The 26,799-nt window shown below is 58.6% G+C and carries 19 protein-coding genes and 1 pseudogene; 15 read left to right on the top strand and 5 right to left on the bottom strand.

Features of this window, described 5'->3' with window-relative positions; genetic code table 11:
- The first annotated feature begins 513 nt into the window (after window positions 1-513).
- The gene (locus A4S02_RS14190; protein ID WP_070324322.1) at window positions 514-1,149 is read left to right on the top strand and encodes a ParA family protein; all 636 of its coding nucleotides are present in this window, start codon (window positions 514-516) and stop codon (window positions 1,147-1,149) included.
- A 200-nt stretch (window positions 1,150-1,349) separates the two neighbouring features.
- Here the strand turns inward: A4S02_RS14190 and A4S02_RS14195 are convergent, their stop codons facing one another.
- Complete coding sequence (locus tag A4S02_RS14195) at window positions 1,350-4,325, bottom strand: Tn3 family transposase (protein WP_029605691.1); 2,976 nt, start codon at window positions 4,323-4,325, stop codon at window positions 1,350-1,352.
- Between the two features lie 139 nt (window positions 4,326-4,464).
- Here A4S02_RS14195 and A4S02_RS14200 point away from each other — a divergent pair, with 139 nt between their 5' ends.
- From A4S02_RS14200 to A4S02_RS14220, 6 genes are all read left to right on the top strand, one after another.
- A complete protein-coding gene (locus A4S02_RS14200; protein ID WP_010516174.1) occupies window positions 4,465-5,049 on the top strand; it encodes a recombinase family protein in 585 nt (194 codons plus the stop codon).
- Window positions 5,046-5,825, top strand: a complete 780-nt coding sequence (locus A4S02_RS14205; protein ID WP_035979553.1) for a helix-turn-helix domain-containing protein — start codon at window positions 5,046-5,048, stop codon at window positions 5,823-5,825. The genes A4S02_RS14200 and A4S02_RS14205 overlap by 4 nt, the downstream gene beginning before the upstream one ends.
- 5 nt (window positions 5,826-5,830) lie before the next feature.
- Window positions 5,831-6,139, top strand: a complete 309-nt coding sequence (locus A4S02_RS15810) for a ribbon-helix-helix domain-containing protein (protein WP_162272822.1) — start codon at window positions 5,831-5,833, stop codon at window positions 6,137-6,139.
- Window positions 6,140-6,350: 211 nt separating this feature from the next.
- On the top strand, window positions 6,351-6,911 hold the full coding sequence (locus A4S02_RS14210) for a recombinase family protein (protein WP_070324323.1): 561 nt from the start codon (window positions 6,351-6,353) through the stop codon (window positions 6,909-6,911).
- A gap of 200 nt (window positions 6,912-7,111) precedes the next feature.
- Entirely contained in the window at window positions 7,112-7,348 is a 237-nt protein-coding gene (locus A4S02_RS14215; protein ID WP_228142526.1) for a BrnA antitoxin family protein, read from the top strand.
- A complete protein-coding gene (locus A4S02_RS14220; protein WP_003631194.1) occupies window positions 7,338-7,724 on the top strand; it encodes a type II toxin-antitoxin system PemK/MazF family toxin in 387 nt (128 codons plus the stop codon). The genes A4S02_RS14215 and A4S02_RS14220 overlap by 11 nt, the downstream gene beginning before the upstream one ends.
- A 35-nt stretch (window positions 7,725-7,759) precedes the next feature.
- On the opposite strand, the gene A4S02_RS14225 is transcribed toward A4S02_RS14220, so the two are convergent.
- Complete coding sequence (locus A4S02_RS14225) at window positions 7,760-8,035, bottom strand: hypothetical protein (protein WP_228142527.1); 276 nt, start codon at window positions 8,033-8,035, stop codon at window positions 7,760-7,762.
- Window positions 8,036-8,109: 74 nt separating this feature from the next.
- A pseudogene (locus tag A4S02_RS14230) lies at window positions 8,110-8,367 on the bottom strand (Tn3 family transposase); the annotation flags it as partial.
- 731 nt (window positions 8,368-9,098) lie between these two features.
- Between A4S02_RS14230 and A4S02_RS15765 the strand changes: the two are divergent.
- The 6 genes from A4S02_RS15765 (at window position 9,099) to A4S02_RS14265 (ending at window position 17,478) form a co-directional block, all read left to right on the top strand.
- Window positions 9,099-9,275: an antitoxin VbhA family protein gene (locus A4S02_RS15765; protein WP_157885570.1), complete on the top strand. Its 177-nt coding sequence runs from the start codon at window positions 9,099-9,101 to the stop codon at window positions 9,273-9,275.
- A 740-nt stretch (window positions 9,276-10,015) separates the two neighbouring features.
- Window positions 10,016-10,615: a restriction endonuclease subunit S domain-containing protein gene (locus A4S02_RS14245; protein WP_070324326.1), complete on the top strand. Its 600-nt coding sequence runs from the start codon at window positions 10,016-10,018 to the stop codon at window positions 10,613-10,615.
- 38 nt (window positions 10,616-10,653) lie between these two features.
- Window positions 10,654-12,180, top strand: a complete 1,527-nt coding sequence (locus A4S02_RS14250; protein WP_070324327.1) for a type I restriction-modification system subunit M — start codon at window positions 10,654-10,656, stop codon at window positions 12,178-12,180.
- Window positions 12,170-13,411, top strand: coding sequence for a restriction endonuclease subunit S (locus A4S02_RS14255; RefSeq protein WP_070324328.1), 1,242 nt, complete (start codon window positions 12,170-12,172; stop codon window positions 13,409-13,411). The genes A4S02_RS14250 and A4S02_RS14255 overlap by 11 nt, the downstream gene beginning before the upstream one ends.
- Before the next feature lie 30 nt (window positions 13,412-13,441).
- Window positions 13,442-16,738, top strand: coding sequence for a type I restriction endonuclease subunit R (locus A4S02_RS14260; protein ID WP_070324329.1), 3,297 nt, complete (start codon window positions 13,442-13,444; stop codon window positions 16,736-16,738).
- A gap of 2 nt (window positions 16,739-16,740) precedes the next feature.
- Window positions 16,741-17,478, top strand: coding sequence for a M48 family metallopeptidase (locus A4S02_RS14265; protein WP_070324330.1), 738 nt, complete (start codon window positions 16,741-16,743; stop codon window positions 17,476-17,478).
- Window positions 17,479-17,801: 323 nt separating this feature from the next.
- Here the strand turns inward: A4S02_RS14265 and A4S02_RS14270 are convergent, their stop codons facing one another.
- Entirely contained in the window at window positions 17,802-22,247 is a 4,446-nt protein-coding gene (locus A4S02_RS14270) for an NACHT domain-containing protein (protein WP_070324331.1), read from the bottom strand.
- A 239-nt stretch (window positions 22,248-22,486) separates the two neighbouring features.
- A complete protein-coding gene (locus A4S02_RS14275; RefSeq protein WP_061507276.1) occupies window positions 22,487-25,378 on the bottom strand; it encodes a Tn3 family transposase in 2,892 nt (963 codons plus the stop codon).
- Between the two features lie 125 nt (window positions 25,379-25,503).
- On the opposite strand from A4S02_RS14275, the gene A4S02_RS14280 reads away from it, so the two are divergent.
- Entirely contained in the window at window positions 25,504-26,118 is a 615-nt protein-coding gene (locus tag A4S02_RS14280; RefSeq protein ID WP_010512305.1) for a recombinase family protein, read from the top strand.
- A gap of 1 nt (window position 26,119) precedes the next feature.
- The gene (locus A4S02_RS14285) at window positions 26,120-26,665 is read left to right on the top strand and encodes a VapE domain-containing protein (protein ID WP_082246885.1); all 546 of its coding nucleotides are present in this window, start codon (window positions 26,120-26,122) and stop codon (window positions 26,663-26,665) included.
- Window positions 26,666-26,799: the final 134 nt, after the last annotated feature.

A 26,799-nucleotide genomic window follows, 5' to 3' on the forward strand; every position in this document is an offset into this window, starting at 1 on the left:
TGCCCGCAGGAAACGGGCGTTTCTTTCTAAGTGCCAAAATGACAGTGAACTTAATTCTCAGAGTAATTTCTTTAATGCAGAGCCACTTTCAGGCGCCGGAATGTCACATAATGACCTGATACGATGGTGTGAGAGCATAGGATATCGGGGCAGCACCTAGTCTCACTTCTTCCAACACACCAAAAACCAGCACCGTATGGCTCAGGAATAGGGAGCATGTGAGACCGCACGGGTATAAACTCGGCCTTACTTAGCCCGAACAAATGTATCGAAAGTTCGTTCAAGGTTGCTGCAAGGTTCGCAGCACATATGTCCGAGATTGTCGAAAGGTTTGCGCTAAATTTGCAGGTGTATGTCTCTTTTTATGGCGTAAGAATATCATGTTAGTTGTGGGCAGGACAGGTGAAGTAGGCCTACCGCAAGCGGCTACGACTTCACACCCTGCTTTATTCGCCTACCGGCTCAACAGGATATTGAACACATGAACACCCATTCACCCGAAAAGGCGAAACCATGAAAACGGGAAAGATTGTGGTCATCTCAAAGCTGAAAGGCGGTTCAGGTGCGACAACACTCACCCGCGAACTGGCTACGTCGGCACTAGATGCAGGAAAATCGGTTGCTATCATCGACCTTGATGCACAGGGTAGTCTAACGAATTGGTGGAACAGAAGGACGGCAGCCACGCCAGACGCTGGCCCTAAACTAATCCAATTATCACCCGAAAATCTGCCTGACATGATGGAAAAGCTACGGGGTAAGTTTGATCTTGTCCTGATCGACACGCCGCCAAGCACCCATGACGCTTTGCGGAAGATTGCCAGCAAGGCAGATATGGCCGTGATACCCACCAAGCCTACGCCGGACGATCTGGACGCGGTGGGGCCGGTCATTCGTCAGCTGCGCGGTGTTGTGCCTATGGCGTTCGTGATTAGCCAGATCACCAACAAGCGTAGCCCTGATGCAGTGGAGGCGACCGAATTACTTTCCGCCAGAGCGCCGGTCATAGGTCGCACCGTCATTCGCGTGGGTTACTATAGGGCAGCCGGTGCGGGGCAATCTGGGTTCGAGACTGACAAGACTGTCAGAGAAGAAATTGCCACCGTCTATGATAACCTCATGGCCCTGTTAGGAGATTACGACGCATGAGCAAGCGGCCTTTCCTTGGTTCCATTGGCCTTGATCTGGACGATATAGAGGCGAAGCCAGCCAGTGGTCAGAAAGTAGCAGCCTTTCATGAGCAAGCGCCTACACAGCCGCCACAGGATAAACCGGGGGCATATGTCAAAGAGAGGCCATCGTGTGGATGGTACGCTAAACAACGTTTGGCATGAACAATAAAGGAACGATCAGGCGGCACGAGCCTGTTTCGACAGATTGAGCGTCTTGCGGCCCGCAGAAGCTGCGGCTTTGTCCCAGAGGAAGTCTCCGGAAAAGGCGATGTGCTCCCATCCCACCGGGGAAGTATGCGCCAGCAGGTCCTCCGGGACGACCGCCGATGTTGAGCGCAGATGTGTGACGGCGGTTTGCAGATAGACTGTATTCCAGTAGACGATCGCCGCGATGACGAGATTGAGGCCCGACGCCCGGTATTGCTGGGCTTCATGGCTGCGGTCGATGATCCGTCCCTGGCGGAAGGTATGGATTGCCTGGGTCAGCACATGCCGCTGCTCGCTGTTGTTGAGCCCTGCCTGACATCTCTGCCGCAGATCAGGGGTTTCGAGCCAGTCGAGCATGAACAGAGTGCGCTCGATCTTGCCGATTTCCTGGAGTGCGACGTCGAGCCGATTCTGGCGCTCATAGGCAGCAAGCTTGCGCAACATCCTGGAGGGCGCGACATGCCCGGCCTTGATTGATCCGACAAGCCGCAGCACGTCCTCCCATTGTTCCCGAATGATGTCGGTGCGGATGGTTTTGCCAAGCAGCGGGCTGATGGAGGGATAGGAACTGGCCGGTGCGATGGACGCCAGGCGTCTATCCGGAAAGTCGCGCAGGCGTGGGCAAAAGCGAAAACCCAACAGGGCGCAGAGCGCGAAGACATGGTCGGTGGCACCACCCGTGTCGGTATAATGCTCGGTGATTTTAAGCCCCGTTCCATGATTGGTCAGGCCGTCGAGCACGTATGGCGCTTCGTGTGTCGCAGCCGAGATGACCTTCACATGGTATGGGGCGCGCTGATCAGACACATGCGTGTAAAAGCTGAACCCATGGTCGACGCCATAGCGGGCATTGACGTCTCCGCCTGAGGCACCGCGCTTGGCCCCGCGAAAGAACTGTCCATCGGAGCTTGAACTCGAACCCTCACCCCAGATGCGGGAAAATGGCAGACGATGGTGAGAGTCGATGAGGATAGCCAGCGCCTTGCGGTAATTTTCGTCGCGGACGTAAGCGTCGTGGGTCCAGAAGAGCTGATCACGGGTAACGCCGTGACTCGCGGCAGCCATGCGTGACAGCCCCAGATTGGTAGCGTCCGCCAGAATGGCAGCAAGCAACGCGTTCTCGTGGGGGCAGGCTTCGCCCGTGCGCAGGTTGGTAAAGGCGTTCAAAAAACCGGTGGCCTGCGCCACCTCGTGCAGCAGCTCCGTGATGCGGATTGGCGGCATCAGGGCGTTGAGCTGTTGCGCCAGGTCTTCCGCCTTGGGAGGCGTTGTTGCGCGTATCGGCGATATCTGGAGGTGCCCGTCTCGGAATCGTACGCCTTGCAAAGCGTCGCGTTTCAGGCTTTGCGCAAACTTCTTCAGGCGTTTATCCAATTCGCGAGCGCGCTGATCCAGCCATTCATCCGCCGACAGGGGAAGGTCAAGTTCGGCAATGAACGGTTTTGCCTGCTCCGTACTGAGCATGTAGCTGTCGAAGCGACGATAATTGGCCGACCGCTCGATCCACACATCACCGGAACGCAGCTTGTTGCGCAAATGCGCGAGCGTCGCGATTTCCCACAGACGCCGGTTGGGCTTGTCATCCTGATCGATAACGATCTTCTGCCATTCCTTGCGAAACGGCATCGGTGCGTCGCCAGGTAAATCGCGTTTGCCTGCTCTGTTGAGGTTCCGCAACAACGTGATCGCAGCCAGGGTCTTGGCGCCTCCTCTTCCTGCCTGGAATTCCAGCGTTTCCAGCAGATCGGGCGCGAATTTTCGAAGGGTAATATAACGCTCCGCAGCGGCTGTCAGAGGATCGAGGTCGGCAGTCCTGGCGATCGCCCCAACCTCTGACCTTGCTTTCAACAGGGTCGCCCATCCGACCGTGGCATCCAGAGTTTCCATGGGATCTCTGCCGTCGCTGGCCGCCTCGGCCAAGGCATCGATGGTCGCCTGAAACAGGCGCATCAGGCGTGCGACGTTCTTCGACGTTGCCGAAAAGCTGCGGGCCTTTGTGTTCCGTGCCCGGGTAAAGATGCTGCCGACCAGCTTGTCAGCCATGTCCAGGGCGCTGTCCGTCAGACGTTCCTCGGCATCGATCAGGAAAGCGACGAGCGTGGCGTAACGGCGTGATGGCGTGTAGCGCTCGATCATCGAGGCCGGAGATATCCGGCCTTCCCGGACGTATTGGTGAAAGCGGTCGATGTGAATGCGCTTGGCGACGACGGGATCAATCCCGATCTGTCGAACCTGTCTCAACAATTCCAGAATGCGCTTGATGTGATCCGGCTTGACGGCAACCGGTATGGTCTTGAGCGAGGCAAGTTGGCTGATGCTCCCTTCAGGCGTTGTGGCGAAAAGCCGATCCAGCGCCGTGACCTGATCGCCTGTGAGGCCCTGCGTTAACGCCTGCGCGGTCTTCCGTCGGGCCCGCGCCCGTCCCGCAATGCTGGCGCGTTCGATGGTTGAAATCGAAGGGAGTGCGATTTTGGCATGGCGTAGCGCGTCCATCACGGCCCGGACGATTACGATGCCGCTGTCCGTGGCCCAGGCTGCGTTTGCCGCAGCCTCGATCATGAACGGGATATCGACTCTCTGGGGCGCGCGCAGGCCAAGGATCGTCATCAGATCGCGGGCATGATCGGTCATCGTCTGCTCCCGCGCGGCGTAATCGGCGAGGTCGCTGCCGGAAAGCTCAAGTTGGTCTGCCACGAAGGCGACCAACGCGGATGGCGTCGATCCGACGTCCTGCACAAACTGAGCCAGTGTTGTTCCCGGGTGCCTGAGTAACGCCAGTTGCACGGCAACGCCCATCTGGGTGCGTCGCCTGCGCCGGGAACCGATGATATCCAGATCCGATGGCTCGAAAGTGTAAAGGCGGACCAGACTGTCCCGGTCTGTCGGGATGGCGAGCATCTGATCCCGTTCCTGGGCTGTCAGCAGGTGATGTTTGAGCCTGGTCACGCTGTCATTCCGTCCACAAAAGGTCAGTCTCGGCTATGGACAGCGGAGAGTAAAGAGACGCATTATGTGGACGGATATTGTCGATCCGGAATGGTCATTCACTCAGTGTCCACAGAACGGTCGTTTGGGAGACGGTGCCATGGGCGGCATTCTGGGATACGCGCGTGTCAGTACCGGTGATCAGGATGTGGCCGGGCAGCGTATGCGATTGGAAGAAGCCGGTACGATCCGTGTGTTCACCGATGTGATGTCGGGCAAGAGCATGGAGCGACCAGGACTGGACGAGCTGCTGGAATACGCACGCAAGGGCGATACGCTTGCGGTTGTGCGGCTCGACCGCCTCGGTCGTTCACTGGGAGAGTTGCTGACAACGGTGACCATGCTCCGCTCACGCGGAATAGCGTTGCTCAGCCTGGAGGAGAAAATCGACACTTCCTCCGCAGCCGGAGAGCTGATCTTCCACGTCTTCGGCGCCATTGCGCATTTTGAGCGGCGACTGATCTCAGAACGTACACGCGACGGGATTGCAGCGGCGAGAGCAAAGGGCAGGCTGCCGGGGCGGCAGCCGCTCGACAACGACAAGATCAGCGCGGCGCTAAAACTTATCGCGGCGAGCGTGTCGCCGACTGAAGCGGCGCGTCAGCTCGGGATCGGGCGATCGACTGTCTATCGCGAGATGAAGCGTCTTGGCGTCGCGCGGCCGACACCATCGGCTGTATCATGACAACAGACGATCAAGTGGTTCTCAGCGCGCGCGAGAAAGAAGCTCTACGTCTGCTTCTGGTCGGCCATGACGCGAAATCCATCGCCAATACGCTTGGTCTGTCGGTGCACACAATAAATGACCGCCTACGCGATGCGCGGCGCAAGCTGGGCGTTTCGAGCAGCCGTGAAGCTGCCCGACGTCTCGCCGAGATGGATGGGGGCACCCCCAATAATGTCGGCCCCAAAGAAATTGGGGGTGCCGAAGCAACTTCTTCGGTGGATAGAGCCAAAGAGCCAGCACCGCCGCGATCGTCGGGGCATCGCCTGGCGTGGCTTACCGGAGGAATGCTTATCATGTCTCTTATCATTGCGGCCGCAGCGCTTTTGACCATCAGCGGGCAGGACGACGCCCGGGTTTCCGCCCAGAATATTTCGACAAGCATTGCCCGTCCTGCCGAAACAAAGGCATCGGCCGATGCCCGCAAATGGGTCGAATTGCTTGATGAAGGGCAGTGGGATGCAAGCTGGCAAGCCGCAGGCACACTGTTCAAGGCAAAGATCACCCCGGCGCAGTGGGCCACTACGATCCAGTCTGTACGACAACCGTTGGGACGCCCGTCATCACGCACTTTCCAAAGCGTGATGCAGACAAAAACGCTGCCGGGCGCGCCAGCGGGTGACTATCAGATCATTCAGTTCCAGACGCGTTTCGCTAACAAACCCAACGCGGTTGAAACCGTCGTACTTTCGCGTGAACAGGCATATTGGCGCGTTAGCGGATATTTCATCCGCTAACTTCCGTGCTGCTTGCCGTTGTTCAACAAAGAAACAGCGGCTTGCCCTCAGGCAAGATCACGCTACCCAGACGTTCTTCTACTGTTCATGCTAAACGTTGTTTAGCGTACTTTCCACACGATGGCCTCAAAGACAAGGCGGTGAATATGACGGTCTATCTCTTGCCGCATGACCACAAGCGACTGAAACAGCTTGCTGTTGAGCATGACACCACCATTCAGGCGTTAGTCATGGATGGGCTGGACGTGATCTTGAAGGATAACGGACAAGAACCTCTTACCCGTTGGAAAACCAGACGTAAGCCGAGAGGGTGAACACCTTACAAGCTGGTCAGTGTTTCACCCGTTCAAGTTTTCGGGTGAATGGGTGTTAAGCCGACTGTCAGGCTAGCAACTTTTCTGGACACTTCCGGCCTTGGCTGAGAACCGAGTTTTTCGAGTGTCAGGAAAACACACAAAACGAATTTATTGACATATTGTCAGCGTATTACTTAGGTGTTTTCTGACACATAAGGGAGCGTTCATCATGGCCGGTCAGATCATCGCCTATGTTCGAGTATCAAGTGTTGACCAGAACACGGACCGGCAGAGGTTCGATGGGGTGAAGGTGGATAAGACCTTCACGGACAAATGCTCCGGCGGCACGCGGAACAGACCGGCCCTCATCGAGATGCTGCGTTATGTAAGGGAAGGTGACACCATCATCTGTCACAGCATCGACCGGCTTGCTCGTGACCTTCAAGACCTATTGCATCTTGTGGAGACACTCACAGCCCGTGGCGTAGGTGTTCGGTTTATCAAAGAAGCCCTGACGTTCGAGGGGAACGCTTCGCCCATGCAGACGATGATCCTGCAAGTGATGGGGTCTTTCGCTCAATTCGAGCGGTCTTTAATCAAGGAACGCCAGCGCGAAGGGCAACAGGCTGCCAGAGCCAGGGGAAAGCTACCCGGACGCAGGAAATCCCTGTCACCGGAACAGATCACGGAACTAAAGGCCCGCGTTTCTGCCCATGAGCCCAAAGCCCGGATTGCTCGTGACTTAGGAATAAGTCGGGAAACGCTTTATGCGTATCTCAAGGCTGCCTGAGGCTCAGGCCACCATTGCCTGCCATACCGCCGGGTTCACGCCACAAGACATGCAGAACGTCCGTAAAGCATATCTGGAAGCCACGATCTGTTAAAAATTGCATGTTCGGGGGAGATAGGCTTGATCTCAGAGTATTTCTTGTTGTGGTTGAATACATAATTGTGCTACAAAATCAGCATACAATTTGTATGGAGGAAGCTATGGCATCTCCGCTTTCAATCCGGCTAGATGAACGTCTACGTCTCAATCTTGAACAGGAAGCAGCAGCGAGCGGTATTCCTTTGAGTCAGCTTGTCCGTGATCTCCTGGAAACAGGAGCAAAGCGCGCGCGCCGCGATCGTATTCGCAGAGACAGTGCACGGGTTGCCCGCTACGTTGCGGCAACACCTTCTGCCCAGGAACTTTTTGAAGAGACCGGCGGAACCCATGGTGCGTGATCGGTCGGTTGTCGCCAGCGGGAGAGTTTTCGCTCCTGGCGAGATTGTTCTTGCAGATTGGCGGGGTGATGCCTTGCCAAAAGAGCCGAACAAACTCCGCCCTGCTGTTGTTGTTGAAGATGAATTATTTCCGCCTGAATGGCCGAACGTCATGCTTGTTCCCCTAACCGACGACGAGAACCTCGTTATTCCCGATCTGGCGGTTCGGATTGATCCGAGCGCTGATAACGGCTGTTCCAAGTCATGTTGGGCAATTAGCGCTTTGCTGACAACCACATCCAAGCATCGTCTCCGCATAACCGGAAGCAAGGTACGTCCTGATCAATTATTCACAATCAGACGTCAGATTGCTTTGTTGGTTGGAGCTGATGGTTAAATCGACGTAGCTGTCTTTCCTCTTACCTGACATGCTCACCGGTCCCGCAAATTTGCCTTCCTCCAAATTGGCAGGCCGATTTGCGCCACATCTGCCTGGGCCATTTGCCTCTCATGTGGCGCACTGAATGAGCGCACCAGAAGCAGGATTTCCAGCACCATAGCCATCAGCTCGTCCGGGATGCCCTCTGGCTCCTGTGAGCCGGTCGCGTCCGGTGCTGTGGGTGTGCCCGCAACCTTCTGGTCCAGGTCATGCAGAAGGTCGGTGACCAGCCTCATATCCTGACCAAGGTCCACCAGTCTTTCCTGCATGCTGGGGTCACGACACGAAAGTGTATTTTACGTACGCTTAGGGTGAACACCTACAGAACCGCCAGCATTGGGGTTCAAGCGACAAGCAGGGATGCAGGCACCCGAAGCGGTCGTAACGCGTCGACGTCAGGTTGTTCATCGACATTCCAGCGATAGTCCCCTGTCAGAGAGATATGCTCCCAACCGAGGGGTGCAATATGCCGCGCCAGGTCATCGGAAATGCCGAGCGTTACGATGGAAGACTGAAGATAGCGCGTATTCCATAGGATAACCGCTACCACCAGCAGGTTCAGACCTGACGCCCGATAGGCCTGATTTTCAAAACGCCGATCCCCTGTTCGCATCCGGCGCTCGCCCCGCCACAGGATGTCGAACGCTACCGATTTCGGCATAAGCACGTCTTTCACAGTAGGGACTCTGCGAGAGCGTTCCATAGGTGTTCACCCCCAAGCGTACGCAACACGCACTTTCGTGCGCCAGTCTGTCCACATCGGACAGGAAAAGGCTTTTCAACGTATGCCGAGGGATAGCGTTGTGATCGTGAGAGAGGGCTGGAACTCGATTTTTTACTAAGGTCACGGTCGATCTTTCAACCCTGCGGACCTATCTCCTCTTGAGGGGAAACCCAGAACTGGGTTATCTCTTACCCCTCGGAAGTAGCAGGCCCACCGGGTGTAGGTCACGGGGTGGGTTTGTTGGAAGGCTCGGTGTTGCTGCACCGGGCCTTCCCCGTTTCTGGGGCCATGATTGGCCGAAACTTCCCAGAAGGCAACCCCAGCCGCTCCCCAAAGGGAGCGGTTACTAACTGTCCCCCTTTCTCCGTTTACCCTTACATGCAGCCAAAATCCGCAAAGGGAGCCAAGATTCTGGCTCCCTTTCCCGCCTGCCCGTCCCTGGCGGCGGAGCCGCCCGCACTGAGGGTGCAATGGTGTATGAAGGGCCGAAATTAGGTGGAACGGAAGCCCCGCAGAAGTGGAGCGGAAATCCCACAGAAATGGGGCGTCTTCTGGAACAGAAACCCCACAGAAATGGAACACTTCTGGCGCAGATTGGAGGAAAATTGATGGAAGAGTGCGAACGCCGTCGACGGGCAGTCGAAGAAGCTAGGGCTTCCAATTTCCGGCAAGGCTATGTTCACGACGCCCTACTTGAGGACGCGAACGCCCGATTCATTCAAGGCCTGATCTCTCTTGAAGAGTTACGCGCTGATATGCGTGAGGCCATCGAAAATAGGCTCTAACTCCGTGTTGCCGTCACATTGCCGTAGGCTTGCCCCTGCATTGACCTCACTCTGACCTACGATCTGTCCACACTTTGACCTCACATATTTCAGGCCCTTCATACACCATTGCACCCTCAGTGCGGCGGCTGCGCCGCCAAGATTGGGCAAACGGAGAAAAGGGCGCATTAGTAAGGGCTCCCTTTGGGGAGCGGTTGGGGTTCAACGTGACACCCATGACTATTTCACATGCTGACATCCCCCATATAGACGAGGCACAACGCATTATAATTTGTGGCATGTATCTCTTACGAAACAGTGCCAATATCTACACCCCAGTGACGCATCCGGCGCTCGCCCCGCCACAGGATGTCGAACGCTACCGATTTCGGCATAAGCACGTCTTTCACAGTAGGGACTCTGCGAGAGCGTTCCATAGGTGTTCACCCCAAGCGTACGCAACACGCACTTTCGTGTAGTCAGCCCTATCTGCCAGAGTCTTCCCCGGCCTGAACGGGGGCGCAGGGATCCAGACGATCTGCGGGCACTACGTGTTCACGAAACCGGATTTCGTGAACACGTTTTTCTGACATGTCAGCGAAAACGCAGACTGCGACCACGTTGGGAGAGCGGGGTGATGCCTGTCCGGCCGGGGCAGGACAGGGGCACGGCGCACAATCACAGCCGTAAAGTGCACCAATTGCGATGGTGCCAAAAAATAACAGGTTGACAGGGTTAGGTTCTCCGCGCAGGATGCAGCCATGACCAAAGTCGTTCATGTTCAGAAAACATCGCTTTCTGCCCTTTGCGCCGTTTCCACAGGATGGTCGTTCAGAGGGCGGATCGACCCGACCGATGGGGCAAAAACGGCTGTCGTGCAGATGCGCGACACCGCACCGTCTGGCGTGAACTGGGCGTCCTGCGTGCGCACCGAGGTGGCCGGGCGGCGTGAGCCGGACTGGCTGCGTCCGGGCGATATCCTCTTCCCTGCCCGTGGCAATGTGTCACTGGCGGTTCTGATCAATGAGAGCATCGGCAGCCTTCAGGCCGTCGCCGCGCCGCACTTTTTTGTGCTGCGCGTGTCGTGTCCAGGCGTGCTGCCCGCCTGGCTGGTCTGGTGGCTCAATCAGGATCCCGCACAGCGCTATCTGGAGCAGCAGGCCCAGAGTTCCACCCTTGTGCGCAACATTGCCCGTCCAGCACTGGAGAGCGTGCCGGTAGCACTCCCACCCCTGTCCCGACAGGAACAGATTGTGGAGCTGGCCTGCGCCATGCAGCGCGAGGAGGCACTTCTGCACCGCCTGCGCCAGACCAGCCAGCAGATCATGACCGGGCTTGCCAGAGACCTTCTGGCGGGCTGACCCATACCCGTGACGTTTTTGATACAGGATTTAAGTGCGTGAGCGAGCAGATTTCACAAGACACCATCAACAAGGCGCTGTGGAGCGCCTGCGATACCTTTCGTGGCACCGTCAGCCCTGACACGTATCGGGATTACGTGCTGACCATGCTGTTCCTGAAATACATCTCCGATGTGTGGCAGGACCATTATGACAGCTACAAGAAGGAGTATGGTGACAATCCTGATCTGATCGAAGCCATGATGGCACAGGAACGCTTTGTTCTGCCCAAAGGCGCGGACTTCTATACGCTCTATCAAGAGCGCAATGCCCCCGGCAATGGCGAGCGGATCGACAAGGCCCTGCACGCCATTGAAGAAGCCAACGGCACCAAACTGAAGGATGCGGGCAAGAGCGTCTTTCAGGACATCAGCTTCAATTCTGACAAGCTGGGCGATGAGAAGCAGAAGAACACCATTCTGCGGCATCTTCTGGAAGATTTTCACAAGCCGGACCTGAACCTGCGCCCCTCGCGCGTTGGCAATCTGGACGTGATCGGCAATGGCTACGAGTTCCTGATCAAGAATTTTGCCGCCAGCGGCGGCCAGAAAGCGGGCGAGTTCTATACGCCGCCGGAAGTCAGTGAACTGCTGGCCCGTCTACTGGACCCGCAGCCGGGCGATAAGATCTGTGACCCGGCCTGTGGTTCGGCCTCCCTTCTCATGAAATGCGGCCAGCAGGTGACGCAGAACCACAACGGCAGCAGGGACTACGCCCTGTATGGGCAGGAAGCCATTGGCTCCACATGGTCTTTTGCCAAGATGAACATGTTCCTGCATGGCGAGGACAACCATCGCATTGAATGGGGAGATACCATCCGCAGCCCCAAGCTTCTGGATGACAAGAACCATCTGATGCGCTTTGACGTGGTGACCGCCAACCCGCCCTTCAGTCTCGATAAATGGGGCCATGAAGACGCAGCGGAAGACGTGCACCACCGCTTTGCCCGTGGTGTGCCGCCCAAGACCAAGGGCGACTACGCCTTTATCCTGCACATGATTGCCACACTGAAGGATCGCACAGGCCGCATGGGCGTGGTGGTGCCGCATGGCGTGCTGTTCCGGGGCAGTTCGGAAGGCAAAATCCGTCAGAAGCTGATCGAGGAAAACCTGCTGGATGCCGTGATCGGCCTACCGGAAAAGCTGTTCTTTGGCACGGGGATTCCAGCCGCCATCCTAATCTTCCGCAAGGACCGCAAGACGAAGGACGTGCTGTTCATTGACGCCAGCCGCGAGTTCAAGGCGGGCAAGAACCAGAACGTGCTGACCGAAGAGAACATCACAAAGATTGTGGACACCTACCGCGCCCGCAAGGACGTAGACAAATACGCCCATCTCGCCACGCCGGACGAGATCAAGGAGAACGACTACAACCTGAACATTCCGCGTTATGTCGATACATTTGAGGAAGAAGAGGAAATCGACCTGAACGCCGTGCGCAAGGAACGGGCGGAGATCAAGGCGGAACTGGCTAAGCTGGAAGCTCAGATGGACGCTTATCTGAAGGAGCTGGGTTATGCTTCCTGAGGGGTGGAAAGAAGAAAGACTTGATGAACTTTTAAAAAACAAAACTATTACGGTTCACATTGATGGAAACCATGGAAGTTTTTATCCAAAAAAGGAAGAATTTGTCAGTTCCGGTGTACCTTACATATCTGCAAACTGCATTCAGAATGGTCGGATAGACTTTCAAAAATGTAAATTTCTTGCGCCGGAAAAAGCGGACAAATTGCAGAAGGGCATAGCTAAAGATGGGGATGTCTTATTCGCACATAATGCAACAGTTGGACCGGTTGCTCTTCTAAAAACAAGTGAGGAACGGGTCATATTGAGCACCACGCTCACTTTATATAGATGCGACCCAATAAAATTAAACAACTCGTTTCTATATCAATATATGTCCTCGACATATATTGACACTCAATATGAATCTATTATGAGGCAAACTACGCGTAACCAAGTACCCATCACCGCTCAACGCGAGTTTGTATTCCTCCTCCCCCCTCTCCCCGAACAGAAGAAGATCGCAGCGATCCTCTCGACGTGGGATCGTGCGATTGAGGGGACGGAGAAGCTTCTGGCCAACAGTCAGCAGCAGAAAAAAGCCCTCATGCAGCAACTCCTCACAGGCAAAAAACGCCTGCCGGGATTCACGGGGGAGTGGAAAAAGCATCGGCTTTCTGATTTTTTCGTTCGCCTTATGCAGCGGAATACATCTGGGAATACAAACGTCGTTACAATTTCTGCCCAAGACGGATTGGTAAAGCAGGAAGAATATTTCAAAAAAACAGTCGCATCAGAAACGCTCGATGGGTATTTTCTCTTAGAAAATGGAGATTTCGCATATAATAAAAGCTATTCTATTGGCTATCCTATGGGAGCAATAAAACGGCTCAACCGTTATGAAAAAGGTGTCGTTACGACACTGTATATTTGCTTTCGGTTAAAATCTCATCAATTCGCAAATGGAGATTTCTTCGAGTTTTATTTTGATTCCGGGCTTATGAACTATGGATTGACACAAATTGCGCATGAAGGGGGCCGTGCCCATGGTCTTCTCAACGTAAAACCTGCTGACTTTATGCATCTACAGGTTACCGTTCCCGCAGTAGATGAACAGGAAGCCATAGCTGCCGTTCTGACAAGGGCAAACGAAGAAATCACCGCCCTTGAATCCGACCTCGCACGCCTGCGTCAGGAGAAAAAAGCCCTGATGCAGCAGCTTCTGACCGGCAAGCGCCGCGTAACGGTCGATTAAATCATTTCAGTCCACAGGATATTTGACAGTATGGCTCCCACCCCGAAATTTCAGGAAGAATACAGTGCCAAGCTTCCGGCACTGGCGCTGCTCAGCACTCTCGGCTGGCGGTTTCTGCCTCCATCCGAGGCGCTGGCTTTGCGGGGCGGCAAGCAGAGTGCCGTGGTGCTGGACACAATCCTGCGGGCAGAATTGAAAAAGCGGCGCTTTACGTTTGAAGGGCAGGAGCACAGTCTGTCTGATCAGGCCATTGATGCGCTGGTGTCACACGTCACGCATCCGGATTTCGTGTCCGGCCTGCGCGACGCCAATGACAAAATGACCACGCATCTGCTGTTCGGCATCGTTGCACATGAACGCATCAATGGACACAAGGCCAGACCCACCATTCCGCTCATCGACTGGCAGAACTCGGACAACAACAGCTTTACCTTCACCGAGGAATACAGCGTTCTGCGCACGGATCTGACACAGACCCGCAGGCCGGACATCGTGTGCTTCGTCAACGGGATTCCGCTGGCCGTGATCGAGGCCAAGCGCCCCGATGGTCAGCCGGGCAAAGGCCCAACGGTGGACGCTGGCATTTCCCAGAGTATTCGCAACCAAAACAAGGACGAAATTCCGCAGCTTTTTGCCTACAGCCAGCTTCTGCTGTCCATCACCGGGCATGACGGGCGCTATGGCACCTGCGGCACACCCAAAAAATTCTGGGCAAGCTGGAAGGAAGAGGACATTCCCGAAAGCCGGATGGAGACGCTCAAGAACACGCCGCTTTCGGGTGCGCAAAAAGACGCGCTGTTTGCCGATCGAAAGCCCCCGGCCCGGATATGGTTCGAGGACTGGGCCTCCCGCCCGCTTGCCGTCACGGATCAGGACCGCCTGCTGATCGGCCTGCTCTCGCCCCAGCGCCTGCTGGAAATGACCCGATACTTCACGCTGGTCGACCGCAAGGCGGGCAAGATCGTCGCCCGCTATCAGCAGGTCTTTGGCATCAAGCGTTTGCTGGAACGCATCAAGTCCCGCCGCAGCGATGGCGGGCGTGAGGGCGGCGTGGTCTGGCACACTACGGGGTCTGGCAAGTCCTTCACCATGGTGTTCCTCAGCCGCGCCCTCATTCTGGATGACGACCTCAAGCAATGCCGCATCATTGTCGTGACAGATCGCAAGGATCTGGAACGCCAGCTCAGCACCACCTTCTCCACGGGGGGCGAACTGGCGGACAAGAAGGACAAGGAAGAGGCGCTGGCCACCTCAGGCCGCCGTCTGGCGCAGCAGATCGGGCACGGGCAGGAACGCATCATCTTCTCGCTCATCAACAAGTTCCACACCGCCACCGCTCTGCCCGAATGCCATAATGACAGTGCGGACATCATCGTGCTGGTGGATGAAGGCCATCGCAGTCAGGGCGGTGAGAACCATGCCCGCATGAAGCACGCCCTGCCCAACGCCGCCTTCATCGCCTTTACCGGCACACCGCTGCTCAAAGGGAGTGAGACCACCAACCGTTTTGGCAGGATCATCCACTCCTACACCATGCAGCAGGCTGTCTCGGACGGGACCGTGACGCCCCTGCTTTATGAGGAACGCAAACCCGATCTGGATGTGAATGACCGCGCCATTGATGCCTGGTTTGAACGCATCACGCAGGGGCTGACGGAAGAGCAGGTCACGGACCTCAAGAAGCGTTTTGCCCGCGCCAATCAGGTTTACAAGGCGGATGACCGCATCCGGCTGATTGCCATGGATCTGGCCACACATTTTGACAACAATATCGACAAGGACCTCAAGGGCATGCTGGCCTGTGACAGCAAGCTCTCCGCCATCCGCTATAAACGATATCTGGACGAGGTTGGTCTGTTCGAGAGCGCCATCGTCATGAGCCCGCCCGATACGCGCGAAGGCCATACGGAAGTGGATGAGCGCAAGCAGCCCGAAATTCAGGACTGGTGGAAGGAGAATGTCGGCAGTCAGAGCGAGGAAGATTATACACGTAATGTGATTGAGCGCTTTGAGAACGATCCCAATCTCAAGCTGATCATCGTGGTCGACAAGCTGCTGACCGGCTTTGACGAACCAAAGAACGCGGTGCTGTATATCGACAAGCCGCTGAAGCAGCACAATCTGCTTCAGGCCATTGCCCGCGTGAACCGCTTGCATGACCAGAAGAAGCATGGCCTGCTAATTGATTATCGCGGCATTCTGGCAGAACTGGATACCACGCTTGCCCGCTATGACGAGCTGGCGGCCGAAAATGTCGGCGGGTATGACCCGAAGGACATTGCTGGCCTCTATAGCCAGATGAGCACGGAATACCGCGAACTCCCGGCCTTGTACAAAGCGCTCTGGGCTATTTTTGACGGCGTGAAGAACAGGAGTGACCTCCAGCAGCTGCGTGCCGTGCTCATGCCCCGCATGGTGGAGGAACACGGCCAGATGGTGGACGTGAACCTCAAGCGTCGGGATGATTTCTATGAGGCGCTGACGAAGTTTGCCGCCTGCCTGAAAGTGGCGTTGCAATCCGTGGCGTTCTTTGAAGACACCAGCTTTACGGAACAGGACCGCGCCACCTACAAGGAGACGCTGAAGCAACTGACCAGCCTGCGGCAGATGGTCATGCAGGATACCGGTGAAACCGTGGACTTCGACCAATATGCCGAGCAGGTCAAAAAGCTTCTGGACCGGCATGTGGCAGGCGTGAAGGTTCATGAGTCTGGCGGCCTGTATGCGGTCGGCAAGATGGGGCAGAAGCCGGAAGACAACGAACCGGAAACCTGGAGCGAGGAGAAAACCCGCAACGAGACGGATCTGATCCGCACCCGTGTGACGAAGATGATCGACCACGAGATGCAGGATGATCCGTATGCGAAGGAAGCCTTCTCGGCCCTGCTGCGCAGGGTGATCGAGGAGGCGGAGAGTCTGTTTGACCATCCGCTCAAGCAGTTCATGCTGTTCCAGGAGTTTGAGGAACAGGTGGCCAACCGCAAGCTAGACAATATCCCGTCTGTTTTTGACGGGCACCGGCATGCACAGGCCTATTATGGCGTGTTCCTCAAAACACTTGCTGCTATCTTCAACCATAAGCAGACGGATGAGGAAAACCAGCGCTGGATTGATCTGGCATTCCAGATTAACCAAATCGTGGACAAGGCCGTGCGGGAGAACTCGCTCAGCCGCCCGGATATGGAAAAAGCGGTCAAGAAAGAACTGCTGCCACTCCTGTTCAGCACGGGCCAGAAAGCGGGCTTTAGTGTGGACAAGGCGCAGGAGATCATCGAGCAGGTCATCCAGATCATGCGGGCTGGTCCTGCTGATACCCTGCGCGGCTGAGCATGGGCGACAAGGACCACCGCATTCTGACCTATGGGGATGAGCATATCCGGGTGGAACTGCTGCCCCGTGCTCGTCCTGGCACGACATTGCGCATCAAGGTGCATCCCGACCTGACTGTGCAGGTGGTTGTTCCCGAAGGCACCCCCGATGTCGATCTGGAACGGGCGTTAAAACAGAAGACCCGCTGGATCTGGCAGAAACTGCGGGACTTCCGGGCGGTGCAGGAACATGCCACGCCACGCATGTATGTCAGTGGGGAAAGCCATTTCTATCTGGGGCGGCGGCATCTGTTGAAAGTGCATCATCAGCCTGATGCGCCAGAGACCGTGCGGATGTTGCGCGGACGGCTGGAGGTCTCCGTGCAGGAACGCAATACCTTACGGATTCAGAAGCTGCTGGAACTCTGGTATTTCGCGAGGGCGCAGGAGGTGTTTCAAAACCGCCTGTCTGCCCTTCTCCCCACAACACTGTGGGTGACAGCGCCCCCAACCCTGAAACTTCAGGTGATGCAGACCCAGTGGGGCAACTGCTCACCGGGGGGCACCATCACACTGAACCCGCATCTGGTGAAAGCTCCGCGTGACTGCATTGATTACGTGATCCTGCATGAGCTGTGCCATCTGAAGGAGCACAATCATGGCCCGGCATTCTGGGGACTTCTGGAACGCGTCATGCCGGACTGGGAGCGCCATAAGGCCCGGCTGGATGGGATGGCGGAAATGATGCTGCAAAAATAGCGCTCTTTGACCGCAATGGGGGGAACGGAATGTCGGTTATCGGTGAGGAGTGATCGAAAGCTGCCATTCGCGGTGCTCACTTTTATGACGACTAACGACCAGAGCCAGTCGTTCATGACAGCTGCCATGAACGTCTGCTTCTGATAGAAGCTGCCAATGGGATGCCCAAAGTGGCCAGTCAGCTTTGCACCCCAATGTCGGTCATTCAGCTGTTGCTTGGTAGATCCCGAAACCCGCCGTTCGCCTCACAGTCATGCAGTTGGACCTGCCTGTGCTAAAGCAGTTTTAACCGCGACAGCTACCCGCCGCGTGGTCAAGCGCGATTACATCTCGACATCGGCATCTTCCTCGTCATCCGCCAAGCCGTCGGCATCCTCGCCGAGCAGGATCGCGCGCTGTCGTCGCGAAGGCTTGTCGAAGGTCTCGAACCGGGAAAGCGCCTGAAGCGCGCCGCCGTCTGAATGGAACAACCGGGTGAAGGCGCGGCGGCCGCCAAAACCATCGCTGTGCAGTTCGCCGAATACGCTTTTCTCGCCCGCCACCGCCCATATCGCGACCAGCTCCTCGCGCGCGAGCAAGTCGAGGAATGCGGCTCGGTCGACTAGGGCCGCGTTTCGTCCGACGCGGTGCACAGACGGATCCATGAACACCACTTCGCCTTCCGTATTGCAGTACTCGATCGACTGGCCGTCGGAAAGGCGCAGGCCAAGCGCGTCCATCAGCCAGCCCGCGGGCAGGTTGAGGGTGATGTTCTGTGTGATCGAATAGTCGTAGCCGGTGCTCTCTGCAGTATATTCGGCGGTGGGCGGCCGCACGGCCAAGGCAGGCGCCTGCCAGTCGCTGCCATTGGGCCGCCACTCGATCCAGCCATGGTCGCTTCGGTCGGACCACGCCCAGGGATGCTCGCCCAGATGCAGATGATAGCCTTCGGCACCCCCAACCGGCATGTCGTGATGCCCGGTCATGTGGACGCCATCGAGGCGGGCGAGCAGCTGCCCGAGGTCGGCGGCGCGGACAATCGTGCAGCCGATCCTGCGCCAGGATTCCGAGCGAACCTGGTCGCGATCCTCCTCCCATAGCTCGAACCCGGTGAGCACGAGCCATTGACGGCCGTCCTGGTCGACGACCTCGACGTTTTCCGCGCCGTCGAGCATCGCCGCGCTGGAATTGAGCCAGGCCAGCGCTTCGCCGGGCGTGGCGGCGTCGATGGTCGGAGCATAAGGCGCCCAGAAGCTTGCCTCGCGCGGCCGGCGCCAGCCATCGTCTTCGGTGCGCTCGCGCAGCATCGACGGGTCGATGTCGCGCAACCGGCTGGGTCCATCCTCCTCCTCGCCGGGCAGCACCGCGAGATTGTCTTCCATCCGCGCCGCGAGTTCATAGATCGCGAGCCATTGGTACTTCTTGCCGATCCGCTCGACCTCATGGCTGTTGCGGCCGGTGTCGATGCGCCGGTCGAATTCCTGGTGCAGCGCCTCGGACCAGCCGAGGTCGTGCGCGCGCCACGTCACCCAGCGGCGCGCCCAGGCCAGGTTGAACTCGGCCGGCCCGCGCGCCGCGAAGCCCTGGTACATGCCTTCGTCGCGCCAGCTCTCGGCGCGCGCGCGCCAGTCCTCAAACCGTTCGGGACCGATGGCGTCGCGAAAGGCGCGCTTCGCGGCGCGGAGGTCGTCGCGCCGGTCCGCATGGACCGGCCCGTTCCGCTCCTCCTTGATTGCAGCGACCGCGGCCTGGAGCGTGTCGTAGGCGGCAAGCTCCGCCTCGCTCGCGCCGGCAGTGAACTCGGCGAGCCACTGGTCCCTCAAATCCTTCGCAGTGGGCAGCGGGTCGGTGCCGCGTGGTGCGGGGCTGAAGCGGCGAGCGACCGGATCGAGGATATAGCGCGCGAAGTCACCGTCCTTGAGCGAAGCGACGATCGTGTCGCGATGGCCCTCGCCATCCTCGCCATAAGCGACCTTAAACGCCTCCATCTGCTCCTCGGAGATTTTCTCGATCGGCCAGGCGCTCGAGAAGGGCGGGCTGGTCGACGCCAAGTCGAATCCCGCCGGCAGCGCGCTCTGTGCCGCGGCATAGCCGATCAGGCCCGAGGCATAGTCGCGGAGCAGCTTGTTGGCGGGCGGACTGCCGCCGGCGAACAGGTCAGCGTGTAACATCCCGGCGACGGCGCGCAGCTCCTCCATGCTCCAGCGCCCCTGCATCGCCGCGCCGAACAGCGCGGCGGCGAGCCGCTCGACGACGTAGAGGTCGTCGAGCCCGGCGAAGGCCCGCCAAACCTGCGTCGCCAGCGCGGCGCGGTCGGCGAACAGCACGACCAGCGCCTTAGTCGCCTTGTCGCGCAACGCCCGGCGCGTCGCAGTGAGGAACCAGGCGAGCTGCGTCGCGGCGAGCTCCGCACGTTCGGTGGCGATACCGTCAGGGTCGGCCGCGCGGACCCAGTCGATCAGATGGAACGCCGCATCGGGCGATTGGGCGAGGTGGATCGTCCAGCGCGCATCGCGTCCGCCCATCGACAGCGCGCGAAGCTCGGCGTCGAGATGCCGCACATTGTTGGGGTGGCCGGGCTCGGTGGCGAGGGCGATCAGCGTATCATAGCGCAGGGTATCACCGCCGACTGCATCGACCAATTCCCAGGTCCGCGCGGTGAGCGCGTCGAGCCGGCGCGCCTGGAGGCTCTGCACGAACGCATGGTCGGGCACAGATGCGTCCGGCAGGCCGGGGAGGTCGGGCAGCTCGACCCCGAAACCCTCGGGCAACTGTACTGCCAGCGCTTCGAGCAGGCCGGACACGATCCAGCTGTCGTCGTCGTCGAGCGCTGCGCGCAAGGGCGTTCCGGCCGCGCAGAGGCCGGCCGCGCCACTCCCACTGCTACGCGCGAGAAGGTCGGCCGCGACTGCATGGTCGCCCATCCGCTCGAAGGTGAACCGCACCGCCTGAACGGTCCCGCCCGCGGCGGTGAACATCGGATCGACCGCGAGCATCCCTTCATTCTCGAGCTGGAAGAGCAGATCCTCATGGGCCGACCGGCCCGGATGGACCGCGCGGACGATCGCCTCGGCGCGGTCGAGCGGGATGTCGGCGCGGCCGGTGTCGGCCATCTCGCGCGACAGCCCGGCGAGCGCCTGCGCGGCCGGACTGCGGCCGGGCGGAACCTTCAGTTGGCGTTGCACGCGGCGCGCCACCGCGTCGGTATAGGCGCGGAAGATGTCGGTGACGCCGCCGAGCCCGCGTGCCAGCAGCGTCTCGCCCTCGAAGTCGAGCGCGTCGCAATACAGTCGCAGGAACAAGGGGGTGCGGAACTCGGCAACTTGGAGCGGCGTCTCGGGCAAGGTCATCCCGTGCTGCCGCAGATAGGCGCGCACCTCCCCGACCGAAAAGCCGCGGTGCTCGATCTGCGGTAGTTTCGCGGCGTCGAGCGTGTCGGGAATCACCAGCTCGAGATAGGTGGTGCGGCATGACAGGACGACGGTGATCCAGGGAAATTGCTCGATGTCGTGAAGCAGGCCCGCCAGCCGCTCGGGCCAGATCGCCTGTCCGTTCTTCTCGTTGAGCGCGTCGATTGCGATCAGGGTGCGCACCCCGGCCGCTTCGCCCGCGGCATTGAGCGCGCCGAGGAACTGGCTGACTTCGAGATGGCGGGGAAGGTCGAGCCCTTTGAGGATCTGGCTCCAGGGCTCGTCGTCGGCGAGGGTGCCGCCTAGGATCATCAATGCCGGGCGGCCCGCCGCCAGCTGGTGCGCGCAGGCGTCGGCGAGGAGGTGCGACTTGCCGCTGCCGGCGGCGCCGTGGATGAGCAGCGACCGCCGGTTGAGCAATGCCCAATGCGGCATGCGAAGCTCAGCCAGGATGCCGCGAAGCCGCGCCGCCAGGTCCGAAATCGCCCCCATCGCCGTGCTCGGATCGCGCTCGCCATTGGCGGCACCCAGCTCGCCATGCAGCGCGAAGGCCCCATTGGCGGCGGCGCGCACCGCCTCGCAAAGCGAAGCGGCCGGCACAATGCGGGACTGGGCGGCGGCATGGAGCGCCGCGACGGCGGTGTCGCAGGCGTCCGCAACCGGCGTCCCGACAATCGGGAACGCTTCGTCCGCAGCGCGACGAACCGCATCGCCGAGCTCGCCCAGCTCGACAAAGAAGGCGGGATCGCCGGTGACGGCGCGGATCGCGCGGCCGATCGGGAGATCGATATGGCCTTCGGGATCGTAACGCTCGCCGAGCCCGGTCCTGGCGCGCGCGAACTTCCCCTCGAACCAGTCAGTTGTGAAGAGCTTCCGATCAAACCAGAAGGCGATGCGGCCCGCGGCGCGCGGATTGCTGCTGGTCAGCCGCTTCCGCAGGGCGTGTGCGTCCCAGCGCTCAATCTCGATCGCTCGGCCGGTTTTGCCGGCCTGCTTGATCCGCTCTGCGCGCCAGGCGTCCCATTTTTCGAGCGCGGTGGTCGTGCTGTCCTTGCGGGCGTCGGCAAGGTCGAAGGGGAAGCAGGCGATGAACTTGCGCATCTTGGGATGCTTGACTAGCGCGGTGTCGAGCGACTTGCCGAGCGAGCGCAGCATCGAGTCGATGTCCCAGTAGAACTTGACCTGCCAGCCGATCTCCGAGCCGTCGGCGAGCGTCTCGAAACATTCGACGCCGGCATCGCCCCCGCGTCCCTTGCGGTCGAACCTCACCCGGTCGAGCGACGCCTCGTCCGCAGCGAGCTGGCAGCATAGCTCCTCGAAGGCGTCGGCTTGGTTGCCGTGTCGTCGGATCTCACTAAAATCAATATCGGGCAGGGACATCTCGACTCCTCGGCAAGCCTTACCATCTAAGTATACAACGACCTACCATAAAGGTGCCGAGCACCAGGCATTAGGTCGCCTCCGAGAGCGGGGCTCTGCTGCCGAAATTACATTTTACTGTCTGCTTATGGCGGCGTCAGCCGCCAAAGCGGCCTTGCTGGTAAGCCCCAGATACAGACACTGTGCGTCGCCCGTCCTGCGAGCGCTCAGTGGGGTCGTTTGCGGGAGGGGGCGAAATCCTACGCTAAGGATTTAGGCCAGCGATATTCGCCGGTGAGGTTGATGTGTTCCCATCCCAGCGGTGAGACATGGGCGAGGAGATCAGGCGGGATGATGATGCCGTCCACGGCGCGTCTGTCCACGACCTCCCCGAGTTTCATGGTGTTCCAGAAGATGATGATGGCGGCGAGCAGGTTCATGCCGGCAATACGATAGTGCTGCCCTTCGCCTGAGCGGTCGCGTATCTCACCTCGACGATGGAAGCTGATGGCGCGCTTGAGGGCATGATGGGCCTCGCCTTTGTTGAGACCGATCTGAGCCTGGCGCTGGAGACCGGCGTCGAGAATCCAGTCGATCATGAACAGGGTGCGCTCGATGCGACCGATCTCCCGCAATGCGAGGGCCAGCTCATTCTGGCGCGGGTAGGAAGCGAGCTTGCGAAGAATCTGGCTGGGGGCGACGATGCCCGCTGCGATCGTTGCCGTGACGCGCAGGATGTCGGGCCAGTTGCGCTCGATGAGCGGTTCATTGATTTTGCCGCCAACCAGCGCTCGCACATTGGCGGGCGTCGCGTTGGGCGTGAAGGCATAGAGTCTTTTCTGAGAGAGATCTCGGATACGCGGTGCGAACCTGTAGCCGAGCAAGGAGCTGGCGGCGAACACATGATCGGTAAAGCCACCCGTGTCGGCAAAATGCTGGCGGACGCGGCGGCCTGCGTCATTCATGAGCAGCCCATCGAGTATATAAGGTGCCTCGCTGACCGTTGCCGGGATGACCTGGGTAGCGAAGGGTGCATATTGATCGGACACATGGCTGTATCCCTTGAGGCCTGGGACGTTGCCATATTTCGCGTTGATCAGATTCATCGCTTCGCCCTGCTCGGTAGCAAGGAAGAACTGCCCGTCGCTGGATGCGGATTTCCCTTGTCCCCAGAAGGCGGACATAGGCAGAGCGGCATGGGCTTCCACGATCATGGCGAGCGCCCGATCATAGGCGCTGCCTTCGACATGCCAGCGTGCGATCCGCAGCAATTCCCAGAAGCTGTGCGTATTGGTCGCCGCTGCCATCTTGCGTAGACCAAGATTGACGCCTTCCGCCAACAACACGTTCATCAGGCCGATCTGGTCGCGGCAAGGCACGCCAGTGCGCAGATGCGTGAAAGCCTCGGAGAATCCGGTTCGCTCATCGACTTCCAGCAACAAATCGGTGATCCTCGTGGACGGGAGCTGTTGATAGAGATCGAGTACGAGATCCTCAGTGCCTTCGGGTGTGTCAGCCTTCAGCTTGTCGATGTGCAGCTTGCCGTTCTCGATGATGCCGCCTGGGATCGTACCGGTTCGCGCCGCGCGGCCAAGCGCCTTCAGTTGTGTATCCAGTCGAGCCCTGCGCTCGGCAAGCCATTCGCCGGGTTGCAGCGGCACAGCGAACCGCGCGGTCTGCTCTATCGCCTGTGGCGGGACCAGGATCTGCTTGAGGTCGCCATAGCGGCGCGATTTTGCCAGCCATATGTCGCCGGACCGGAAAGCGTCGCGGATATGGAACAGCACCGCGATTTCCCAAAGTCGGTAGTCGCCGGCGGGCGCAGCGCGAAGATGGCGATGCCATTTGGAGTTGGGACGTAGAAAATCCATAGGAGGATCGGATTTGATCCCGCTCTGTAGCAGCGCGATAGCCGTCAGAAGAGGCTTGGCAATCGGCGCCGCCTGCATGTCGAGCAGGCGCAGCATCCTGGGCGCATAGAGGCGGAAGCGATGATAGCCGTCCAGCACACGGCTGAGCGGGTCGGCAGCGAGCACATTGGTCAACGCAGAGGCCGTGGCGACAAGGGTTCTGAACCGTTCCCAGCCTGGACCGGTGGTGATTATCCCGTCCAGGGATGCGCCATCGTCCTGCGCTCCAAGCAAAGCACCACCGATTTCAGCAAAAGACTTCAGCGTGTCCCGAACGGCCGCCTTTTCGTCGGCGATCTTGGTGCTGCAAAGGCGTTCGGATACCCGATAGAGACGGCCTACGATGCGATCGTGGGTCTCCACGATGACATCAGCCAGAGATGACCGCCATTCCATGGTGCAGACAGCGAGGATTGCAAGCCGCCTGCCTTCGGGCAGATCGCGCATGCCGTCGGCGTAATAGCGCTCGCCCTGCCGGCGAAGGCGGGTCACACGATGCGCGGGAACGCCGTCCAGCAAATCTGCCGGAAGATCGAACTTGTGGAGATATTCCAGTCGATCCATCAGCCGATTGGCCGCCGCCGAATTTGCGCCAACTTCGAACTGTCGCAGCCATACGAAGCGGGTGATGCGACCATCCACCGTATTCTCTAACAGATGAGCCAAATTCTCGCTCAGGGCTGGTGTTATGCGATGGGCGATACGATCTTCGATCCTGCGTTCGGCCTTGACCAGTGCATCGGCACAAAGGCGCTCAATCGTTGAGAAACCGGGAAGGATTGTGCGGGTGCGGCGACACTCTGCAACGAAGCGACGGGCAAGATCCTCATTCGATGTCGCCGCCTCGGCTTCCCGAGCGATCCAATCGCGCAAATCCCGTGCGCCCCGCCCCGAAAAGGAGCGATAGCCGTAGATCCGGCGTAGGTCCGCCAGATGCTCATGCCGGGTCTCCTCGCGCGCGGCATAGAGGAGTAGATCGTCACGGCTCAGCCCGAGCTGGGCCGCGATGAAATCCGATACCTGTGCCGGGATCAGCTCGCCAGGGGTGAGTACCCGGCCCGGGTAGCGCAGGACGCACAGTTGCAGCGCGAAGCCGAAACGGTTGTGGGCGCGCCGGCGCTGGCGGATATGCCCGAGATCCTCATCGCTAAGGGTATAGTGCCGCAGCAGATCACCTTGATCGACCGGTAAGTGAAACAGCGCCTCGCGCTGTCGATCGGTCAGGGTCACGCGACGCGGCATACATGCTCCTTATTCTTTCCAAGGTAAGGTTTGAGATAGTTTGATTGCGATGCTGGTTAAGATACACAATAGTGCAAGCTTATGTGCTCATGTTCGTCACCGCTTCAAACCAACGTTTAAGAAACATGCTGATCGGATATGCCCGCGTCTCCAAAGCCGATGGTTCCCAATCCCTCGACCTCCAGCACGACGCCCTGCGTGCCGCCGGTATCGAGCCAGGTAATATTTATGATGATCGTGCATCCGGTAGCCGCGATGATCGGCCCGGCTTAGCTGCATGCCTCAAATCCTTGCGCGACGGCGATGTGCTGGTGGTCTGGAAACTCGATCGCCTCGGGCGCTCGCTCGCCCACCTGGTCAACACCGTGAAGGATCTGTCAGACCGCAGGATCGGCCTGCGTGTGCTGACCGGAAAAGGCGCTCAGATCGACACCACGACCGCATCCGGCCGCATGGTGTTCGGTATCTTTGCCACTCTGGCCGAGTTCGAGCGGGATCTGATCCGCGAGCGCACCATGGCTGGCCTTGCCGCAGCCAGAGCGCGCGGACGAAAGGGAGGGCGAAAATTCGCCCTGACCAAAGCACAGGTGCGTCTCGCCCAGGCCGCCATGGCGCAGCGCGACACGTCTGTTTCCGATCTGTGCAAGGAACTCGGGATCGAGCGCGTCACTCTATACAGATATGTCGGACCGAAGGGCGAGCTCAGGGATTATGGGAAGCGCGTTCTCAGCTTAGCGTAGGATTTCGCCCCCTCCCGCAAACGACCCCTTCCTTACGCGAACCCATGAGACCTACCGTCCCGCGTATGGTCGCAATGAGATCACGCAACCCCGGCAATGTGTTTTCATCGGCACCACAAACCGCAGCGAATATCTCAGAGACGCCACAGGGGACAGAAGATTCTGGCCGGTGAAGTGTGGTCTTGATGTGCAGCCCATTGATATTGAGAGCCTACGCGATCACAGAGACCAGTTATTCGCGGAGGCTTACCACCTTTACCAGCGCGGGGAAAAATGGTGGCCGGATGCAGCGTTCGAATCTGAACATATCAGGCCAGAGCAAGCAAAACGGTATGACGATCACCCTTGGCTTGGCACACTGGAAACACACTTCAGAACTCACCCCGATATGAAGGAAGTTACTGTTTCAGGTCTTCTCAATGTTCCGATTGGCAAGACCGCAGCAGGCCGCGCAGACAAGGCAACCGTAAGGGATTGCTTACAGAAACTAGGCTGGGTGCATCGCAGGACAGGCCAGCAAAGTGACCGCTGGGTGCTAGAAAACTGATTTAGTGCTAAACTTGGTGCTAGTTTGGTGCAGAAGTTTAGCACTGAATTAGCACCTAATTTTCCGCAGAAAACCGCCATTTTTTGGCATCTAGTGCTGAAGTGCTGGATTTTCCGGCAAACTTTTAGATTAGT

It is taken from the genome of Acetobacter ascendens (assembly GCF_001766235.1).
GTDB classification, from domain to species: Bacteria; Pseudomonadota; Alphaproteobacteria; order Acetobacterales; family Acetobacteraceae; genus Acetobacter; species Acetobacter ascendens.

Bases quoted from the DNA above. Each gene is read 5' to 3' on its own strand.
- A4S02_RS14190 (WP_070324322.1), top strand. From the start codon at position 514: ATGAAAACGGGAAAGATTGTGGTCATCTCAAAGCTGAAAGGCGGTTCA.
- A4S02_RS14200 (WP_010516174.1), top strand. From the start codon at position 4,465: ATGGGCGGCATTCTGGGATACGCGCGTGTCAGTACCGGTGATCAGGAT.
- A4S02_RS14205 (WP_035979553.1), top strand. From the start codon at position 5,046: ATGACAACAGACGATCAAGTGGTTCTCAGCGCGCGCGAGAAAGAAGCT.
- A4S02_RS14210 (WP_070324323.1), top strand. From the start codon at position 6,351: ATGGCCGGTCAGATCATCGCCTATGTTCGAGTATCAAGTGTTGACCAG.
- A4S02_RS14215 (WP_228142526.1), top strand. From the start codon at position 7,112: ATGGCATCTCCGCTTTCAATCCGGCTAGATGAACGTCTACGTCTCAAT.
- A4S02_RS14220 (WP_003631194.1), top strand. From the start codon at position 7,338: ATGGTGCGTGATCGGTCGGTTGTCGCCAGCGGGAGAGTTTTCGCTCCT.
- A4S02_RS14225 (WP_228142527.1), bottom strand. From the start codon at position 8,035: ATGCAGGAAAGACTGGTGGACCTTGGTCAGGATATGAGGCTGGTCACC.
- A4S02_RS15765 (WP_157885570.1), top strand. From the start codon at position 9,099: ATGGAAGAGTGCGAACGCCGTCGACGGGCAGTCGAAGAAGCTAGGGCT.
- A4S02_RS14245 (WP_070324326.1), top strand. From the start codon at position 10,016: ATGACCAAAGTCGTTCATGTTCAGAAAACATCGCTTTCTGCCCTTTGC.
- A4S02_RS14255 (WP_070324328.1), top strand. From the start codon at position 12,170: ATGCTTCCTGAGGGGTGGAAAGAAGAAAGACTTGATGAACTTTTAAAA.
- A4S02_RS14260 (WP_070324329.1), top strand. From the start codon at position 13,442: ATGGCTCCCACCCCGAAATTTCAGGAAGAATACAGTGCCAAGCTTCCG.
- A4S02_RS14265 (WP_070324330.1), top strand. From the start codon at position 16,741: ATGGGCGACAAGGACCACCGCATTCTGACCTATGGGGATGAGCATATC.
- A4S02_RS14270 (WP_070324331.1), bottom strand. From the start codon at position 22,247: ATGTCCCTGCCCGATATTGATTTTAGTGAGATCCGACGACACGGCAAC.
- A4S02_RS14275 (WP_061507276.1), bottom strand. From the start codon at position 25,378: ATGCCGCGTCGCGTGACCCTGACCGATCGACAGCGCGAGGCGCTGTTT.
- A4S02_RS14280 (WP_010512305.1), top strand. From the start codon at position 25,504: ATGCTGATCGGATATGCCCGCGTCTCCAAAGCCGATGGTTCCCAATCC.